Below are 17,279 nucleotides of genomic sequence, written 5' to 3' on the forward strand. Positions count from 1 at the left end.
CCGGTGTAGTTGTATATAAAGTCAAGCCCGGCGCGCTGTGTGGCCGTTGTGCAACACCTACTTTTATTCTTGTCTATACTTTTATTATATTGCCCGCCGCTATTCTTTATTATTCTACTACTTTTATTCTACTGCGGCTTTACTTGCCCTTGCCTACCCATGCAATCCGCGCATCCCTGTTGCGCCAATTGCGCATATTTCATATTGCATAACGCTCTAACTTTTATTTTTCTCTTGCCCTGCCCGGCAACTCCTGTATAATACAACCATGGTTTCAACGACTTAGGGACTTACGGCCATGGCGAAGACCCTCACGCTTGATGAGATGCTCGACTGCATCGAACTCCTTGGCGACAGAGAGTTGGCGGCGACCTTCGCTCGTCGGATGGAGGCTATCGGAGATGAAATGCGTGACTACCTGTCAAGCCGACTGCAAGTGCGCTCCACTCCTGCCCGCAGGGAAGAAAGCGCTTTCGCCGGAACGTGCGCCACCTTCGGCCCGGCGGAACCCGGCCAGCCATGCCCCTATCCCCTTACGCACTATGATGTAACCGAATGGGACGATGCCTCATGAACTATACGGTGGAACGCACTTCGGATGGGCGTTGGCTGGTTATCGATGCGGTTACTCGCTCGCCCTATGGCCAGCCCGTCTCATCGCCGCAGGATGCCCAACGGCTCATGATTGAGGCGGAGGCTTCAGCCAATCTACGACGCATGGTCGAGTGCCGATCCGGCTCTTGCTCGATCTGATACCCTCAAACTCAACGAGATCACCACCCATGGCTTACTACAAGGCAACTATTGAAATTCTGGTCGATGTAGGCTGCGAGGCCGAAGCCTGCGACTGCATCTCGGAGACCATGCGGCCATTGCTGCGCGAGTTTGAACCCAAATCCTCGGTAATCGACTGGCGCTATGTTGACCCGGCCCGTGACCCGGAGCCGCATGACGGCAGCGGCTTTGAGTATGCCGCATAAGACCCGAGGGAAAAGTCTCATGACAATGATGCAGCCGACAATCAGCCTCAACGGCACCAGCGCAGCCGATCTGATCCAGATGCGACTTGATGCCCGTGAGGCTCTTCAAAACGCGCGGGAGGCGCTTGGAAACGTCGCCCCCAACATGCGTGACTACATCGGCAATCCCGATGGATTTCGCCGGGATCGTGAAATCCACGACGCGCGGATGATGCAGATCGGACAAATCTGCGACGATCTGATGGCCGAGGCCATAGCCATTCAGGAAAAGGCACCATGACCCGCGAACAGAAATCTGGCGCTCCACCCACGACGACTTTAAGGGAAGCATCAACGGCACACGCACGCTCTTGGTCTATCGTAACGCAACCTGCCTTGTCCGGCTCGCGGACCTAACAGACGATGAGATTTCGGCGCTTCTGCCGAAGACCCGAAATGGAGCCTGATCCTATGACCCGCGAGGAAGCGATTGCCCTGATCATGGCGAGCGATAATGCCGAGTTCCGGAGCGAGGTCGATTACCTGCTCGATGTGGACCGCGAGTATCCCTATGACGCGGTTGATGCAGCCCTCGACGCGCTGGACCGGGCGGAAGGATGGGTTCGCGACGGTTCAAGCCCCGGCGCACGTGCTGTCCTGCGCGGTGCGCGCGAGGCCCTGATAGCCATCGGCTTCTTTCGGCCCATGGCAGACGAGGAAGTCGAGAATACCTTCACATCAAGCGGTCGTGCCCCGTGGGCTTTCAAGCTCAAAGGAGTGGCCTACACGAGCGATGATAGCGCCGAAGAATGGATGAGCGCGAAGGACGAAGACGACTCCGGAGAAGAATGATGACCACCGCAACCGAAACCATCGAGAGCAGGGCATTGCAGGTTCGACGTTGGATGATCGAAAACGTCGCCATCGACACGCTCAAATTCCCGAACGACGATGCTGTTTGGGAGTTTATCACGACGACATGGCCGAGAATATCGACGGAAGACGCTGAGCGCGTTCTGAACGAGGCAATGAGGCCGTTGGACAGATGAAACCCCAGCACAGCATTCCAGTCCCGGCCAGAATGCAGCAGCTTCCCCGCGATCAGCGAGGCTATCCAGTCCCTGTGATCGTTCTGCGCGACAACTCCGGTCGCCCGCACTTCACGATGAACGACGAGGCAAAGCGCCAGCGCATAATCCGCGAGGATCGCTGCGCCATTTGCGGCGGCAAGCTGTTTCGCGGACGCTGGTCGGTCGGCGGACCTCTGAGTGCCTTCCATCCCTTTGGACGGTATAATGACACGCCTTTGCACCACGAATGCATGACATATGCCCTACAGGTGTGCCCCTATCTCGCGATGCCGAGCTATTCCAAGCGGCTCGATGCCAAAACTGCGGCCAATGCCGAATTCGATGCCACACTCATCAACATTGATCCCACTGTGCTCGATGGCAGGCCGGAACTGTTCGTTGCCGTCATGCACATTGGGCAGAGCTATTCGCCCGGCCCTTATGGGCTCGGATATGTGATCCCGAAGCGGCCATACCGCCACATAGAATACTGGCAAAACGGCGCACGCATCGATCCTGATAAGGGGAAAACCCTGTCTGATCGCATTCTAGCCGATTATATAAAAAGAAATCCTTTGCCCGCGTCCACTTAAATAAAACTATTGTGTCTTGTTTTTATTTTGGTACTCTCTACCCCATCTACGCAAATAGGATGATCGCAATGGCCGAGACAACCGCTGAAACCAAAAAGGAAGCGCCAAAGCGCATGGGGCGTCCATCGGTAATTGCCGACGCTATTCCGCAATTCGTGGAATCCGTTCGAACGGTTGAAGATGGCTATGAAGACCTCTGGCAGAGGGAATGGGACGAGCGCATATCTGGCAAGGCGCTCTCCACCCGCTCTGCCTATGTGTCCCGCTATCGAACTGCCATCAAGGAAGCACTCGGGGACCGCCACCCGGCGCTGGCGTTCATAAAGGTTCTCGAAAGCCGCGACGAGCCGCTGCGAACGGCTCCTGATCGCCGGTCGAATGCTGGGCGGAAGCCTACTCGCCGCGAGGCCATCGAAACATTCGTCCAGCAGGTGCAGGCGCTCGACAAGGAGCGCCAAGCAATCATCAAGGCCGGGAAAAAGACACAGAAACAGGCCGACTATCTTTATAGGCGTCAGCTTGCCAAGCTCTGGAAAGCCATCACCGACGACTGGCGGGGCCGGATTGAGTCGACCACGGTCCTCGCCAATACGAGCTTGTTCCGCAATGCACTGCGCGAGGCCAAACTTGCAGACGAGGACACCCTATCGGTGGTGGTCGCGCCCAAGGACATCCAGCAGGCCGTCTCCGAGACGTACCGGGACTCGGTGATCGAGCAGCACAACGAATTGATTGCTGTCCCCCATTGGCGTGATCTAGTCGATACAGCAAGAGACGCATTGCCGAAAACAGATGCCAGTTGGTCCAAGCTGGAGGAAGCAGCGACGGAGATCGCCGCAAAGGCCCAGCGCGGGGAACTGGTTCGCTACGGTGTTGCTCTCGGCCTTCTTACTGGCCGTCGCCCCTATGAGGTATTCTGCCAAGGAGCCATCGCCCCGATGCCGCTAATGTTTGACCAGCAGAACCATGTGGCCGGACGGGGCTATGAAACGTGGCGCGTTCTCTTCAGCGGCCAATCCAAGACGAGAGGCCGGGAAGGAACACAGTTCGAGACCTCATTCGCCATCCCGGTGCTCGCACCTGCCAAGGAAATCGTTCTGGCGTGGACGGTCTTGCGCATGAGCGAAGACGGCCAGATTTGGCGTCAGATGTCCAACGAGGAATTCAAGAACGACCTCTTGCGCCTGCCGAACACCCTCTTCCGCGATATCCGCACTGAAATGTTCGCCCCTCTGTGGCCAGCACCGGCTCTGGACGATAGCAAGAATGCAACCGAAGGGAAGCGGCTGACCGCCAACAATCTGCGGGCGCTTTACGCCGAGATTGCGGATCAGTTCTTCCGCCCGAAGTCCAAATCGAAGGCTGCTTTTTTTGCCGAAGTCCTCGGTCACACCGAAAAGGACATCGAGACGGCTACCGCCTACATGAAATACTACCTGCCCGACCAGAAGACCGCAGGCCCTACCAAAAGGGTCAAGGGAAGGCTTGCACAGAAACAGGCCGAGCGATTGGACAAGCTTGGCCTTTCACACGAGTCAGACTGACCATTCCCGCTGCGCCAGTCTCAATGGCGCAGCCGTTTTCATGGCTCTTCAATCACGGCAACGCACCAGCGTGGTCTCATCTGGCTTTCCGTCTTCGCCCGTGATGACCTCCCGCATCGTATCCCCCTCCACATAGAGGTCGTATGTCAGGGGAAACCTCTGGCTCTCGTAGACGCCTTGGGCCTCGATCCGCCAGTGGCCGGGGGATACCTCCGAATAGCTGTCGCTGTCATAGACGGCGAAAGATTCCATTGTTTCGATCTCGTTCGCCTTGTAGGTCGTTACATTGTGATGAGCGCAAGCGTCCGGCTCTACGCCCGCCACTCCCCATGTTCCTATAAAGGCCGGAGCATCGGCGCGGGCCGTCGAACTCACCAGAATGGCAGCTATCGCAAGAATGTAGCGCACTTCGACTCCTTTCCTCGCAATCCCGCTAGAGAGCCTGTCTCACCCAATCGGCCAGATCGACCGTCCCCTTTGCCGCGAAGGTCTTACCAGCACCAGTCGTACCCACGATGGCGCTGGGCCGGTCGAGGAAAGCGGCGACATCCAATGCTTTCCTTTTCATTGCTCTTGCCCCTTGGCAGCGCATATTTCCTGCCAAATATGACGTGCCTTTCGTAAAGTTTCAACTCGTTATTTTACCGTGGGAAGTGCAGCCGGATTGGAATTTGCCTATATTGAGCAGGCGAAACAAGTTCAGTCGATGGCTGTTTAGGATTCGCTTGGGAACGTTGACCGGAATGGGAGGCGAGATGCCTAGAACGATGCGATTTGTATTCCCCACCTATCGAGGCGCTGATCCATGGAACATCAAGCTCATACTTGCCGGTCTCATGCTCCTCTGTGGCTCCGCCATATCCCTGAAGCACCCTGTTGGTGGGGCTATCATTTGTGATCATGGTCGATGTCAGCAGACGCAGTTCGCCGCCTTCGGAACGGAGACGGAAGCCCTCTCCTATGACGCCAGCGAGATCGAGGGCTTCCGAGTTGAGGTTGATCCCTCCAATTCGGCACGATCCCGCGCCGTAGCGAACGTTCGCGGTGAGCCGATCCCGCTCACAGCCGGTTTTGGTTTCGACGGACGCGAAGTCGAGCGTATTGTCAGCGACGGGAGCCGCTTCATAGATGGCGACAAAACCGAGCGCCTGACACTGCGATATGAAGAGCGAAGCGTGCCCATGCTCATCTCTTTGTTGCTGATGCTGGGCGGCGCTGCCTTCGGCGGTTGGCTATATCGCCAGCGCTACGCCAACGATGGCTGATCCGCGCACACACCAACGCTCAGGACTGCTAGGACAAAATTCCTCTTGACTCTTTTCCGCTTCGGGTGTTCTTCCTTTGTTCTCATTTGGCATTTGGAAGACCCCATCATGCGGAAACCAGAGACCATTGAACGGCTCTATCTGGATTTTGACGGCTTCTTTGCCTCTGTTGAACAAGCCTGCGACAAGCGCTTGCGCGGTAGGCCAGTGGGTGTGGTTCCCTTCGATGGAACCGACCGGACGGCGGTAATCGCTTGCAGCCGTGAGGCGAAAGCCTATGGCGTAAAGAACGTAATGCCCATCCGCGAGGCCAAGCGGCTTTGCCCCGAACTCATTCTCGTGCCGCAGAAGCCGGACCTGTACCGACGCGCGCACAATGCGCTTCTGTCAGAAATCGAGACCGTGATTCCTATCGATGCCGCCAAGTCGATTGATGAACTGACCTGCCGCCTAGACATGACAGCCCGCGCCGATCCGGTCGATCTGGCGGCGCGGATCAAAGTCGCAATAGCCGATAATTTCGGGCCATGGATCACTTGCTCCATTGGGTTCGCAGCGAACCGGCAGCTAGCGAAGATCGCCTGCAAGGAGGGGAAGCGCTCGGGCAAGCGCTATGGTGATGGGTTGGCAATTTGGAGACCAGAAGACCTTCCTGCGCCCTTGTTTGCGGTTCCCATGGAAGACATTCCTGGGGTCGGCGGGAACATGGCGCGGCGTCTTAATCGAGCCGGCATATTCACGACCGAACAGCTTTACCGCATAGAGCCGAAACACATGCGCAAACTCTGGCGCAATGTGACGGGCGAGCGGCTTTGGTACGCCTTACATGGCTATGATATTCAGGCCCCGCCTTCTGGCCGTGGGATGTTCGGCCATGGTCGCGTGCTGCCCCCCGAAGCACGATCTATCGGCGGCGCACGTGAAATCTCACGCCTGCTGCTGATAAAGGCCGCTCGCCGCCTTCGACGCGAGCGCTTCTATGCACGCGGCCTCTGGCTCTGGCTCGCCTTCCGGAACAAAGCTTGGATGGGAAAACGCCGTCTGCCGGTGGTCAATGATGATCAGGCCGTCCTCACGGCTCTTTCCGACTTATGGGATCAGGTAAGGCAAAGCTCATTGTCTGGCAGCACAATCTATCGGGTTGGCGTCACATTGTATGATCTGTCACCTGCTGACGAGAGACAGCTTGATATGCTGCTCAATGACGACCGCCAACGCTGCCGCTGGGAGCGAGCCAGTTCCACAATAGATGGCCTCAATTCCCGCTATGCCCGCACTGTGGTCAGTCTCGGCTACTGGAATCCGCCGAAGTCCGGCCATGTAGGAGGCAAGATCAGCTACACGCGCATCCCTTCAGCGGAGGATTTCTGGTGACAAGCTGGAAACACAAAATCCGTGTTGGCGATCTGGCGGATTCTCAGAAGCTTGAAGCACGGTGCAGGAAGTGCGGCCACATTCACTATCTCACACGCGAGGCGATATGCACGTCTCCCGAGCGGGAGTTTCTGTACATCGATGAACTGGAGCGAGAGACTGTTTGCCGGGCACGGGGCTGTCGCGGCCCGGTTCGCCTCTCGATGGTGCGTCTCGATGAACTGAGCGGATTCGTAGGTGGTCTAGCCTAGCCCACTCGCTTCATACCATGCTTCCAGAGCCCCACTCGCGCTGGCGAAGCGGATTTCCCGCAGGCTCGGCAGACAAAAGAGCTTGCGATCTCATCGACCGAAAGGTCGAGCTTGGACGCAGGCAGGGTTGCCAACGGCTTCTGCACCACATGACAACACATAATCTGGATGTGCGTATAACCACCTGCCTTCATCAGGACTGATATCGATTGGCTCCTTTGCATGCTCCACCTGTAATGGGGGCTTGCGTGCGCCTAAAACAGATCGATTATGCGCCCGTCACGCCGTGCCCTCGCTTCGGCCTGTTCCTCGAAGCAACCTTTTGCAATCCACTCACGGTCTTCTAATGCCTCTTCGCGAGTGATGCCAAATGTCCAGCGGTGGCACCAAGGGCTATCGACTGCCGGCACATAACCCTCGTCCATGCCGCAATACAGGCACCAGACCAGCTTACGTTCATATCCGAAGGGTGCCGAGATCGTCCGCCCACACCTAGCGCAGTGGCAACCGAAACCTTCGCCTCTGCGCACAGGGGCATCGCCGGCATGGGCGAAAAAATCCGGAGCGGACGAAACCAGCCTCAGCACGGAATTACTCGGCGGCACGCAGGATCACGTCTCGACAGGACTGTGCCGGGAACCCTCGGCGAAGCAATTTCCAGTGAGCGCCAATATCATCGCACCTGTACGCAATAGAAACCGCATTCTGCACTCCCCTGCTATGCTTCGCGCCAATTCTCCGGCACCGCGCGGCTCCACACCGCCATTGCACGCGAAAATGTGTCTGCGCTTTTCTGGCAACAGTCAGCTTTCGAGGCTATCCTCGTATTGTCGGCGGTAGCCGCCTCTTAATGTCATCGCCGGTCTCGCCAAGCACGCAATATCGATAAACAGCCCTTAGAACGTCTGGGGTCTCGGCCCCGCTGAACGTCCAGCGGGTAGCGAAGTAGTCGGCATTCTGGATGCGATCCTCAGCACTCTCTGGTCGGTTCGCTCGTTTCCCTGAAAATACCCGTTTGATCCCTCGGACCGTAAGAGCATCCATCAGCTCTTTGTCGATGAAACCCTGCCCGTCAAATCTGACGCTTTCAGCATCTATCGGCTCCTCCACCGCAATGATGTTGCCATCAATGATCATCGCGCTCGTGACGAGCATTCCAATCAATTTTCCTGCAAAGTCCGGCACGCCAATTTCCCTCGTGCGCACCTTGCGCATCATCTCCATGCTGGCGACATAAACACGCTTCTCTGCCCAATCGTAGAAGAAGCCACGAATCCGATCATCAGTCCTCCAATGGTCTTCCGCTTCCGTGGCATACCACTCCGCCAATGCCACTGCGTTAGCATCGACTGGATCGACAGCCTCGACTTCCACGGTCGAATACGGGAGGGGCGGCTTTACCTCTTCCTTCACCTGCCTGCTCTTCATGATCGCGCCAAGAAACTCGATGTTGAGTTCCCGATCAGCCGGTCGAAGATCACGATCATCGAAATAGATATCGAGCGTAACGTCCTGCATCATGATGCGAACTGCGCCGTCTTCATCTGGTCCACGCTCATTGAAGATACCTTCGATAAAGCTGACCAGATCATGGAGACCTTCCGGAGCCATCCAGTGGCCCCTCGCGCGCCCCATCTGCCAAAATATCTCGACCAGCAGATGCTCAGAAAGGCGTATGCTTTCCATCGTCATCGTTGCGAGCCTTATCTGGCCTAACCCACTTCCAAGGTCTCGATGCCACTAACATCGATCTCGCGCTCAGCGTGCCATGTATCGTAAGCTGCCTGCATCCTGATCCAGATGCCGGGACCGTCCCCGAAAAGCTTCCCAAGCCGAACGGCAATGGCAGGCGTTACCGGCTGCTTCTGGCTCAAAATCTCATAGAGCGTAGACCGCGAAATGCCGAGCAGGCGCGCGATCTCCGCCTTGCTCTTGCCGGTGGCCGGGATCATGATCTCACCAAGCATCTCACCCGGATGTGCAGGCTCAATGGACTGGTGGCGAAGCGTATCAGTCACCATGATAGTCCTCCATCTCGACTTCCTTAGCGTTCTCACCGTTCCATGAGAACGTGATCCGCCAGTTCCGAGAGACCCAAACAGCAAATCGCCCTGCCTGATCGCCCTTCAATGCGTGAAATCCGAAGCCGGGAACATTCATCTCGGCGGGGTCTCGGGCCATGTCGAGGCGAGACAGGACGATGCGAACCTTCTTCCGCCATTCTGGCCTGATCCCTGCATCGTCACCCTTAGTCCAGTAGCGTTTCAGGGCCTTGCTGCGAAAGCTCTCAATCATGGGCAATATGTACGGCATCGCCGGACAATCTGTCAACCATCGCCGGACACTTTTCGTTATCAAGCCCCATTGGAAGTCGCTAGACCTTTCCCACTCGGTTATTGCTCTTTCTAGCGGATGGCCGGCACTGGTTTTATGGAACGTGATGTTTATTCCGGAATACTGTCATTCGACACTACAAGTCGAAGATGCGGCCCGCGTGGCTTACTTGAGATGTATCCCGCAATGTTGTTGTTGCGGTCGAGCAGCAGTTCGCCTTCACTGGCCACCAGCAACATTGCTGCGCCAAATTCGCTGTCCTGACCCGCTATTTTTGGCATGTAGCGCGCGGGGTAAAAGCCGCGTGCCATAACCAGCTTTCTTGCCCTTAAGAGCCGATTCTTTTCTGCGCGACGGCGCAGTACATCCATGACCAGTGAGAAAACTCCGCCCAGCAATACACCGACAACGGCTCCAAAGACGAATTCGGGCGAGCTAGTAAAATCCATTCTCCGCGCCTTGAACCCTAACTGAGACCTCTGGCTGGCGCGATCCGCCAGCCGTTCATTCGACCGCCACCGTGGACGCGCCCCTGTCTTCCTGCTTCGAGACCAAAACGCCGGCCTTCCTCAACGCCAGCAGTTCGGCATAGGCGCGCTTTGTGTCCCACCCAAATCTATGTGATACCGCTGCTGTCGTTACCGCGCCCTCGCGCCTCACAAACTCTGTTAGGCTTTCAGAGGCGTTCCGCTGCCCTATCGGAATGTTCACTTCTTGGAGACAAGAGCGACGTGGCCCGAATGCCATCCGTGGGTTTCCATCCCCAGATAAAGCCCCTTCACAGCCAGACATTCCTTGACCTCATTGAGACACTTTCGTCCGAAGTTCGGCATCCGGAGCAATTCACTCTCAGTCTTCTGGACCAGTTCACCGATGAAGACGATATCGTCGTCCGCTAGGCATTTTGCCGGGCGGGGGGACAGAGGGAGTGAAGAGACCTTCTCCGAAAGTGCCCAAGAAATTCCTGATTCTCCACACTGGTCGAACCCGTTCGGCCCCTCACCTGCTACCAACCAAGCGGGCATGACCCCAAGGGCCTTATTCAAACGATAGATGCCCTCAACTGTCATTTGCCTAGCGAGGCCGTCTTCCCCTTTCCATGGAAGCGGTTCCGGTCGCCAAGTATTGCGTTGCCGGGCGGGGTCTTCGCCCAGAGCAATAGCGCTTAAATCATTGAAGGTGAGACCGTATCGCTGCATAACGGCTCTAAGACGTTCCTTCACGCCCTTCAAATGCTCACTCTGCATTTTCTCTCGCGGCATCCCAACGTCCTTCTCCGCGCCTTTTCTGGCCCTATTGGATCGTCCATGTGTCGATCTTTTCGACCTCGCGCGCTCGCTGGCGGATCGCTTCCGCCGAGGCACGCGGGCGACCGAGCCTGTCGTCTCGCCCGTTCAGCCAGCCGTGCCGGTAGCTTTCGCTGCGGTTCGCCAGCGAGGCCGGAAGCTCGTCCCGGTCATCGGCATAGCCATCGCGATAGCCCTCAATAATCTCGTCGTTCGTCATGGTCTTCGAGCCTTTCGATGATCCTGCCATCCATCCCTCACACAACGCGCCATTTCTGGAACCTTTAGACCTTGACTTGCGTAACCGGCCTTTCGGGATCGCCCGCCCCACGAACGTGTGGGCGTCGCCATATCAGCCGGTCTTGATGCCTAAAAAAATGCCCGCGCACAAAATGCGCGCGAGGCGAAGTTCGGGCACTGTCAGCATCCGGTGATTCCATGTGGCGCACACCAAGCTGACCAAGCTGAATGGTTCGACGCTGAACGAGGCGATCCTTGCCCTGCTTCTCTCTTTTTCGATTCAGCTTCTCGTAATCTGCCTCCGTCACGCGGATCGTCTCAAACTCGCGATGCTCAATCAGCAGAAACAACGGCATCCAGACCAGTCGCGACAGTTAGTGTCCGCGCACGTGGTGTAATTTCTGCGCCTTCATCGGTGTAATCCCGGGTGGCCATCGAGGTGTATGGTCGAGGTGGAGTTTGGCGACTTCAACCACGAACCTTACGGAGACCCCGATGACCAAGACCAACATGGACCTGTCCGAGCTACTGGCCAAGCACGATGAGGGCGACTTCCTGCGCAGCATCGCCGAGGCTGTTCTGCAGCTGATCATGGAGGCCGATGTCGACGGCCTGATCGGTGCTGGCCGGCATGAGCGCAACGGCGAACGCACGACCTGGCGGAACGGGTATCGAGAGCGCGCTCTCGATACCCGTTTGGGCACGTTGAACCTGCGGGTGCCGAAGCTGCGTCAGGGCAGCTACTTCCCCGGCTTCCTGGAAGCCCGCAAGACCTCGGAACAGGCCCTTGTCGCGGTGATCCAGGAGGCGTGGATCGGCGGCGTCTCCACCCGTCGTGTCGATGATCTGGTGCAAGCCATGGGGTTGTCAGGCATCTCTAAGAGCACGGTGTCCAAGCTGTGCAAGGACATCGACGAGCGCGTTGGCGAGTTCCTGAACCGACCGCTGACCGGCGACTGGCCCTATCTCTGGCTGGACGCCACCTACCTGAAGGTCCGCCAGGGCGGTCGCATCGTGCCGGTCGCGGCGATAATCGCCGTGGCAGCCAACACCGAGGGACGCAGAGAAATCATCGGCCTGGGTATCGGCCCTTCCGAAGCCGAGACCTTCTGGACCGAGTTCCTGCGATCCCTGCGCGCCCGCGGCCTGGGCGGCATCAGGCTGGTGATCAGCGACGCCCATACCGGCCTCAAGGCCGCCATCGCCCGGGTCTTCGAAGCCACCTGGCAGCGTTGCCGCGTTCACTGGATGAGGAACGCGCTGGCGCATGTCTCGCGCGGCCAGCACACCGTCATCGCCGCAGCGATCCGCCAGGCTTTCGACCAGCCCGACCGCGCCCATGCTGGCGAAACCTGGCGCAAGGTCGCCGAACAACTCCGTTCGCGCTGGCCCAAGCTGGCCGATCTCATGGACGCCAGCGAACACGACGTCCTGGCCTACATGTCCTTCCCGCGGCAGCACCGCACCAAGCTGCATTCGACCAACCCGATCGAGCGCCTGAACAAGGAGGTGAAGCGCCGCGCCGATGTCGTCGGCATCTTCCCCAACGAGGCCTCCATCATGCGCCTGATAGGTGCCGTGCTGTTCGAACAGAACGACGAATGGCAGACCGCAAGCCGCTACATGATGGTCGAAGCCTTTGCTCAGATCGACAAGGAGGAGATCGACCCCATTCTCAGCATTACAACGAAAGCCGCCTGATCATGCCCTCAGGCCATCCGGGAAATTACACCACCTTGACGGACGTGACCTTCGCGACATATCCGAGTTCTGCCGGAACACGTCTGCCACAGTGTCCATCTTGAAAGTCTGTCGCGCCCATATTCCCGCTTGTGTCGGCTGCACGCCTTCCTGCCCTATATCTCCGTCAAGCAACATGACTTTCCGGTTCATCGGGATTGAAAAGGCGAACCTCATCTTGTCTGTTTGTCCTCGTTTGGCTTCTTCCACCATTCCCAACAACCTGCGATCCAAGCCAACTTCGCCCGACAGGTCGCCTATATCAAAGTCAAAGAACTCGAACAGTTCGATGCGATCGGACTGTTTGCAGATCAACGTGCCAGTCTTCCAGTGCCCCGGCACGGTAAAGGCACTGCGCGTCTCCACGAACACACGATCAAACGGCAGGTTCACTTCACTTGCCTTGACCTGCAAGGCCATTGTGTTGGGCACTACGGAAAACAGAAATTGTAGGGCAGTTTCTTCAATGCAATAAGCCGGAGCCGATCCTATTGCAGCATGAAACTGAGTGATCTCCTCCGCAACCTCGCTCGGCATCTGGTTAAAATACCGCTCCAATCCCCACTTCAAGCGTGATCGAATTTCATCTGCAAAGATCATAGCCTCGTCTTCCGTCTATCGTGACGCGCCTTATTTGGAACTTTTCGCTTTCACGCTGTCGCGCCCGGCTCGCCATGCCGCATGCGCGAGAAGGGCCTGCCGTTCCGGCTCCATTATGCCCTCGCACCCACGGCGATAGTGATTGTGGAGATAGCTCGACCGACCTGCCTCTGGATCGTCCCTGTACAGCCGATAGACCTTCTCGGCGTCCTGCTTTGTCGTTCGTATCTCACCCATTGTCCGAGCCTATTCTGGAACTTCACGCCGGGCGGCGATTCTGTAGACCGCCCCGCGATCTCTCTTTCCTATCGCGACCACCACTACGAGGATTTCTGTCTCTCTGACCTCGTACACCAATCGGTAGCCTATGCCTCGCAACTTGATCTTGTACCTATCCTTGCTGCCCGATAGTTTGGCGGAGGCAACTCGTGGGTTTTCGCAGCGTTCAGCCAGCTTCTTCTTGAAGCGGTTCCGTGTATCGCTGTCGAGCTTGCGCCACTCTTTCAGAGCAGCGTCCACGAACCCAAGCTCATAGGTCATCCAGCGTCACCTTGGTGACGGGATCGCCTGCTCTGGCATCAGCGATAGCATTCAGTTCGATGTCTTCGAGGCGCTCCAGCATGGCCTCATAGGCACGGGCGGGAACGCAATAGAATGCGGGTTCATTTCGGTTCAGGATTGCAACCGCAGCCCCTTCGCCGGCTGCGACAGTACCCATCGGGTTCTTCTTCAGTTCCGAGACACTGGCCGTGATTTCTGCGAGGACTATGTGAGCCATAGGTTCACTCCTTGATCCTGTTAATGGTGCTTTATTTAGCACCATTAACAGGTCACTTCAATGACGCACAGGGGCCTATTCTGGAACTTACTGCGGCTTCCTGCGCTGGGCCTTCTCCATGGCCTCATATTCCGCCATCGCGTTGTCCCAAGCGGCTCGGTCGTCTGCGCTCAACCTCCGATAGCCTGCATCGTCCACGATCAGCCCAGTCTTTTCAAAAGCATAGATCAGGTGGCCCGGCGTCCCTGCCTTTGCCATGTTGTCGAGCATTTGCCTGCGCAGCTTTTCCTCGGTCATGGGAACCGGCTCGTCACCCGGCGCATCCTCATCCCAAAGCAGCGGATCGCCTTCTCTCGGCTCCCGCCCAAACCTCTTGATGAATTGCTTGCGAGCCTTGCGAAGCTGCTGCGCCAGCATCCGGTCCTTGTCGATCTCTTCTCTCGTCTTTCGTGCCATTGCCTCGCCTTTGCTGGAACCCGAGCCTTAGTTGAAACTCCGGTCGGACATGCTCCCATCCATAGAGATCAGCAAACGCCTGCTGTGACAGGTTGCGCTCGTCTCGAATGATCTTCAATCGACCATTCCATCCGCTGTTCGGAATATGCCGCACCGTCATCTCGCGCCTTATTTGGAACTCGTCAGGCCGCTTCGGCAGGCGTCACTTCTGTGGCGATCCGCGATCCAACCTCTCGCTCGGCCTGCGCAAGCTCATAAGCCGTTTGCAGGTTGAGCCAGAACCGGGCGCTGTTACCGAAATAGCGCGCGAGACGTAGTGCCGTATCCGGCGATATGCCTCGCTTGCCGTTCAGAATGTCGGTGATCCTGCCAGACGGCAGGCGCAGGGAAAGCGCAAGCTTGTTGGCCGACAGCGCGCGTGCTTCAAGCTCGCTTCTCAATATCCGACCGGGGTGAACCGCTATCATGTTCATCATCCTTTCAATGGTAGTCTGTTATCTCGACTTCCCATGCATTGCCGTCCTTGAAACGGAAGCAAATGCGCCAAGGGCCATTGATATTGATCGCCCATTGCCCTTTCCGGTTGCCCTTCAAGGGGTGCAGATTGAGCGATTTCAGTGGACTGAGATCGCTTAATGCCTCCGCTGCATCCAGCGCAGCCAAGCGCTCAAAGGCCAAATCTTCGTCCATTCCTGAAAACTTGCTTTTGCCATCGACAGCAAAGCGTTCAGTCGCACTGTTGGCCCATGTCTTTATCATGCGACTAGCATACTACGGTCGTCGTAGTACGTCAATCGTAAATTGCCGATGTCCACGCGCCTTATTTGGAACTGTCTTCTACTGACCTCCCGGCCAGACTGTGCTGTTCGCCACCTATTTTGAACCCACACCACGAGGGAGGCCGCGTTCTCCAAACCGTCGATAGAGTGTATAGCCTGCGCGCCACGCCGTTCGTTCCTGCAAGATTTGCAGCGAGACAGGATATTGGTAACGTGTCTGTGGGACACTTTACCGATCATGGCTAGTTGGCTATCCTAAGAGATGTTGGCATGAACGGAGCACGTGATGGCGGCGACTGTCTTTCTTCAAGGTCCAAATCTCGAACATGATAACGAGTACGAAGGTTTGGACGAATGGGTTGGCAGGACCAAAAATACGACCTTCGTCCTATACTTGTCTGATACTGTCGTAGATATGATCGACTACAACAACACCTATCCCGAATTGACGCCAAAATGCGATGACGGGGATGAGCCTTGCATCTGCGTCTTTCCTTCTGAAGACGAAAACCAGACCTGCGCTTTTGCTAGGTATCAGGAGATCAATGACGGAGGTGGTCGCTATCTTATCGGCCTTCCCTTTCCAATCGATCCAGCATCAATGCTCGACCTGCTCAGGAGCACTCCTGATTTCGCAGACCACCCTACCCCTCTCGAAGAGTTGGCATGCCATCGCTGGTCACTGATTAGTCACGACACAGAGGTTGAGGAAACGGTGATCTATGAGCCTTCCGAAGAGATCTTCAACTATGTCCGTGAGAACACGGAAGAATGGGAGAGCCTTGCCCGAGAATTCGAAGCCGAGGACTTCGATCCAGCCGCCAAGAGTGAAAAGGACGCCAGCCCAAATCATAGGGCCTGATGCGATAAACCAGCTTGCCTTCGAGGGCTATTCTGTTGTCGCGTCCGAACCAACCATTGAAATGGTTGAGGCTGGCTTTCGCAAAGGTATGCGCTGCGTTCCCAAGTACGTCCGAGAGGTCATCGAAAGCTGGGCTCCAAATGCGGGAGCAAAGCATCCTCATGAACCCGGACTTGTGAGCGCGCTTCGAGAAGCTATAAAAGCTGGTTCATCCGATCCGGATTGCATCGGCTAACACCCGCTCGGCCCGGCGCGCTTTTTATTCGCCGGGGTGAAGGTGCTGGCTGTCGCTCCTGCCGTAATACGCAATGATCACTCCCGCTGCCGCGATGGCGATAGGCAGAACGAACAGGTAAAAGGCGGTGCCGAATGTCATTGCTTCAAGCCTCCGAGGACATGCCTCGCACTCAAATGTAGGACTAAAGCGGCAAAAAGCCAAATGGCCGTTGAAACAGACGCCAAGAAAGAAACGCCGATAGTAACCGTAGGGGCGACAAAACCCGCGATCAGACAGCCTGTCGAGGCCCTATCCAATGCGTTCGCCAAGAGCTTGGTTCGCTCGTTGTGAATCATGCTCATCGTGGCAAACGGCCCTTTCCTCCCGGAAACACGACTGAAATAAGCATCTAACCTCTGCCCCCGTTGACCCGGTGCGCGACAAGCCCCGCCGTTCAGGGCGGGGAAGGATAGCGCGGACGGCGCAGCCGTCCTTGTCTTTGGGTTTCAGTGTGGGGTTTGCTGCTGCTCGATGTACTGGCGCACGATGGAAATCGGCGCGCCGCCGCAGCTTGAAGCGAAATAGGACGGCGACCACAGCACGCCTTTCCAGTAGCGCTTCTGGATGTCGGGCCGTTCCTTCCGCAGCAGGCGACTGGAGACGCCTTTGAGGCTGTTCACGAGATTGGAGACAGCCACCTTGGGCGGGTATTCCACAAGCAGGTGAACGTGATCGTCCTCGCCGTCCATCTCGATCAGTTGCGCCTCGAAGTCGGCGCAGACCTTGGCGAAGATCGTGCGCAGCCGGTTGATGGCGTCGCCATCGAATACCCTGCCGCGATATTTCGCTACAAAGACCAAATGGACATGCATCTTAAAAACGCAGTGTCGTCCATGCCTAATATCGTTGTCGTCGCTCATAGGCCAAATTA

The 17,279-nt window shown here is 56.9% G+C and carries 28 protein-coding genes; 12 read left to right on the forward strand and 16 right to left on the reverse strand.

The window, feature by feature from the left end:
• From V7082_RS09140 to V7082_RS09175, 8 genes are all read left to right on the forward strand, one after another.
• Window positions 1-212: hypothetical protein (locus V7082_RS09140; RefSeq protein ID WP_334147827.1), on the forward strand; the 212-nt coding region annotated here is incomplete at its 5' end.
• A gap of 86 nt (window positions 213-298) precedes the next feature.
• Window positions 299-574 (forward strand): hypothetical protein, encoded by a 276-nt coding sequence (locus V7082_RS09145; protein ID WP_334147828.1) that lies wholly within the window; start codon window positions 299-301, stop codon window positions 572-574.
• A gap of 208 nt (window positions 575-782) precedes the next feature.
• On the forward strand, window positions 783-980 hold the full coding sequence (locus V7082_RS09150; protein WP_334147829.1) for a hypothetical protein: 198 nt from the start codon (window positions 783-785) through the stop codon (window positions 978-980).
• 19 nt (window positions 981-999) lie between these two features.
• Entirely contained in the window at window positions 1,000-1,260 is a 261-nt protein-coding gene (locus V7082_RS09155; RefSeq protein ID WP_334147830.1) for a hypothetical protein, read from the forward strand.
• Window positions 1,261-1,430: 170 nt separating this feature from the next.
• Window positions 1,431-1,811 (forward strand): hypothetical protein, encoded by a 381-nt coding sequence (locus V7082_RS09160; RefSeq protein ID WP_334147831.1) that lies wholly within the window; start codon window positions 1,431-1,433, stop codon window positions 1,809-1,811.
• Entirely contained in the window at window positions 1,811-2,008 is a 198-nt protein-coding gene (locus tag V7082_RS09165; RefSeq protein WP_334147832.1) for a hypothetical protein, read from the forward strand. The genes V7082_RS09160 and V7082_RS09165 overlap by 1 nt, the downstream gene beginning before the upstream one ends.
• Window positions 2,005-2,622, forward strand: coding sequence for a hypothetical protein (locus V7082_RS09170; RefSeq protein WP_334147834.1), 618 nt, complete (start codon window positions 2,005-2,007; stop codon window positions 2,620-2,622). The genes V7082_RS09165 and V7082_RS09170 overlap by 4 nt, the downstream gene beginning before the upstream one ends.
• Before the next feature lie 68 nt (window positions 2,623-2,690).
• Window positions 2,691-4,166 (forward strand): protelomerase family protein, encoded by a 1,476-nt coding sequence (locus V7082_RS09175; protein WP_334147836.1) that lies wholly within the window; start codon window positions 2,691-2,693, stop codon window positions 4,164-4,166.
• Between the two features lie 48 nt (window positions 4,167-4,214).
• Here V7082_RS09175 and V7082_RS09180 read toward each other — a convergent pair whose 3' ends face one another.
• Both V7082_RS09180 and V7082_RS09185 read right to left on the reverse strand, forming a co-directional pair.
• Window positions 4,215-4,574, reverse strand: a complete 360-nt coding sequence (locus tag V7082_RS09180; RefSeq protein WP_334147837.1) for a hypothetical protein — start codon at window positions 4,572-4,574, stop codon at window positions 4,215-4,217.
• 25 nt (window positions 4,575-4,599) lie between these two features.
• Window positions 4,600-4,734: a hypothetical protein gene (locus tag V7082_RS09185; protein ID WP_334147838.1), complete on the reverse strand. Its 135-nt coding sequence runs from the start codon at window positions 4,732-4,734 to the stop codon at window positions 4,600-4,602.
• 187 nt (window positions 4,735-4,921) lie between these two features.
• Between V7082_RS09185 and V7082_RS09190 the strand changes: the two genes are divergently transcribed.
• Entirely contained in the window at window positions 4,922-5,431 is a 510-nt protein-coding gene (locus V7082_RS09190; protein WP_334147840.1) for a hypothetical protein, read from the forward strand.
• A gap of 108 nt (window positions 5,432-5,539) precedes the next feature.
• Window positions 5,540-6,805, forward strand: a complete 1,266-nt coding sequence (locus tag V7082_RS09195) for a Y-family DNA polymerase (protein WP_334147842.1) — start codon at window positions 5,540-5,542, stop codon at window positions 6,803-6,805.
• Between the two features lie 1,067 nt (window positions 6,806-7,872).
• Here V7082_RS09195 and V7082_RS09200 read toward each other — a convergent pair.
• The 7 genes from V7082_RS09200 to V7082_RS09230 form a co-directional block, all read right to left on the reverse strand.
• Window positions 7,873-8,748 carry a hypothetical protein gene (locus V7082_RS09200; protein ID WP_334147844.1) on the reverse strand — a complete coding sequence of 292 codons (876 nt, stop codon included), beginning with the start codon at window positions 8,746-8,748 and terminating at the stop codon, window positions 7,873-7,875.
• Between the two features lie 20 nt (window positions 8,749-8,768).
• The gene (locus V7082_RS09205) at window positions 8,769-9,077 is read right to left on the reverse strand and encodes a HigA family addiction module antitoxin (protein WP_334147845.1); all 309 of its coding nucleotides are present in this window, start codon (window positions 9,075-9,077) and stop codon (window positions 8,769-8,771) included.
• Complete coding sequence (locus V7082_RS09210; RefSeq protein ID WP_334147847.1) at window positions 9,067-9,369, reverse strand: type II toxin-antitoxin system RelE/ParE family toxin; 303 nt, start codon at window positions 9,367-9,369, stop codon at window positions 9,067-9,069. The genes V7082_RS09205 and V7082_RS09210 overlap by 11 nt, the downstream gene beginning before the upstream one ends.
• Window positions 9,370-9,500: 131 nt before the next feature.
• Window positions 9,501-9,839, reverse strand: coding sequence for a hypothetical protein (locus V7082_RS09215; RefSeq protein ID WP_334147849.1), 339 nt, complete (start codon window positions 9,837-9,839; stop codon window positions 9,501-9,503).
• A gap of 258 nt (window positions 9,840-10,097) precedes the next feature.
• Entirely contained in the window at window positions 10,098-10,652 is a 555-nt protein-coding gene (locus tag V7082_RS21545; RefSeq protein WP_442909775.1) for a DNA-directed RNA polymerase subunit alpha C-terminal domain-containing protein, read from the reverse strand.
• A 31-nt stretch (window positions 10,653-10,683) separates the two neighbouring features.
• Window positions 10,684-10,926: a hypothetical protein gene (locus V7082_RS09225; protein WP_334147851.1), complete on the reverse strand. Its 243-nt coding sequence runs from the start codon at window positions 10,924-10,926 to the stop codon at window positions 10,684-10,686.
• A 34-nt stretch (window positions 10,927-10,960) separates the two neighbouring features.
• Window positions 10,961-11,272, reverse strand: a complete 312-nt coding sequence (locus tag V7082_RS09230; RefSeq protein ID WP_334147853.1) for a hypothetical protein — start codon at window positions 11,270-11,272, stop codon at window positions 10,961-10,963.
• A 139-nt stretch (window positions 11,273-11,411) separates the two neighbouring features.
• Between V7082_RS09230 and V7082_RS09235 the strand changes: the two genes are divergently transcribed.
• Window positions 11,412-12,617, forward strand: a complete 1,206-nt coding sequence (locus V7082_RS09235) for an IS256 family transposase (protein ID WP_334147855.1) — start codon at window positions 11,412-11,414, stop codon at window positions 12,615-12,617.
• Here the strand turns inward: V7082_RS09235 and V7082_RS09240 are convergent, their stop codons facing one another.
• The 6 genes from V7082_RS09240 to V7082_RS09265 form a co-directional block, all read right to left on the reverse strand.
• Window positions 12,618-13,256 carry a hypothetical protein gene (locus V7082_RS09240; RefSeq protein WP_334147857.1) on the reverse strand — a complete coding sequence of 213 codons (639 nt, stop codon included), beginning with the start codon at window positions 13,254-13,256 and terminating at the stop codon, window positions 12,618-12,620.
• Window positions 13,257-13,502: 246 nt separating this feature from the next.
• Window positions 13,503-13,796 (reverse strand): type II toxin-antitoxin system RelE family toxin, encoded by a 294-nt coding sequence (locus tag V7082_RS09245; protein WP_334147859.1) that lies wholly within the window; start codon window positions 13,794-13,796, stop codon window positions 13,503-13,505.
• Window positions 13,786-14,034, reverse strand: a complete 249-nt coding sequence (locus V7082_RS09250; RefSeq protein ID WP_334147861.1) for a type II toxin-antitoxin system Phd/YefM family antitoxin — start codon at window positions 14,032-14,034, stop codon at window positions 13,786-13,788. Before V7082_RS09250 ends, V7082_RS09245 begins: the two co-directional genes overlap by 11 nt.
• Window positions 14,035-14,121: 87 nt before the next feature.
• On the reverse strand, window positions 14,122-14,490 hold the full coding sequence (locus tag V7082_RS09255) for a hypothetical protein (protein ID WP_334147862.1): 369 nt from the start codon (window positions 14,488-14,490) through the stop codon (window positions 14,122-14,124).
• Between the two features lie 182 nt (window positions 14,491-14,672).
• Window positions 14,673-14,957, reverse strand: coding sequence for a HigA family addiction module antitoxin (locus tag V7082_RS09260; protein WP_334147864.1), 285 nt, complete (start codon window positions 14,955-14,957; stop codon window positions 14,673-14,675).
• 13 nt (window positions 14,958-14,970) lie between these two features.
• Complete coding sequence (locus V7082_RS09265) at window positions 14,971-15,249, reverse strand: type II toxin-antitoxin system RelE/ParE family toxin (RefSeq protein WP_334147866.1); 279 nt, start codon at window positions 15,247-15,249, stop codon at window positions 14,971-14,973.
• A gap of 306 nt (window positions 15,250-15,555) precedes the next feature.
• Here V7082_RS09265 and V7082_RS09270 point away from each other — a divergent pair, with 306 nt between their 5' ends.
• Window positions 15,556-16,131, forward strand: a complete 576-nt coding sequence (locus V7082_RS09270; RefSeq protein ID WP_334147868.1) for a hypothetical protein — start codon at window positions 15,556-15,558, stop codon at window positions 16,129-16,131.
• A 723-nt stretch (window positions 16,132-16,854) separates the two neighbouring features.
• Here V7082_RS09270 and tnpA read toward each other — a convergent pair.
• On the reverse strand, window positions 16,855-17,268 hold the full coding sequence (gene tnpA / locus V7082_RS09275; RefSeq protein ID WP_334147870.1) for an IS200/IS605 family transposase: 414 nt from the start codon (window positions 17,266-17,268) through the stop codon (window positions 16,855-16,857).
• Window positions 17,269-17,279: the final 11 nt, after the last annotated feature.

Origin of the sequence: Hyphomicrobium sp. (genome assembly GCF_036833075.1) — a bacterium.
In the GTDB taxonomy this organism is placed as follows: domain Bacteria; phylum Pseudomonadota; class Alphaproteobacteria; order Rhizobiales; family Hyphomicrobiaceae; genus Hyphomicrobium_C.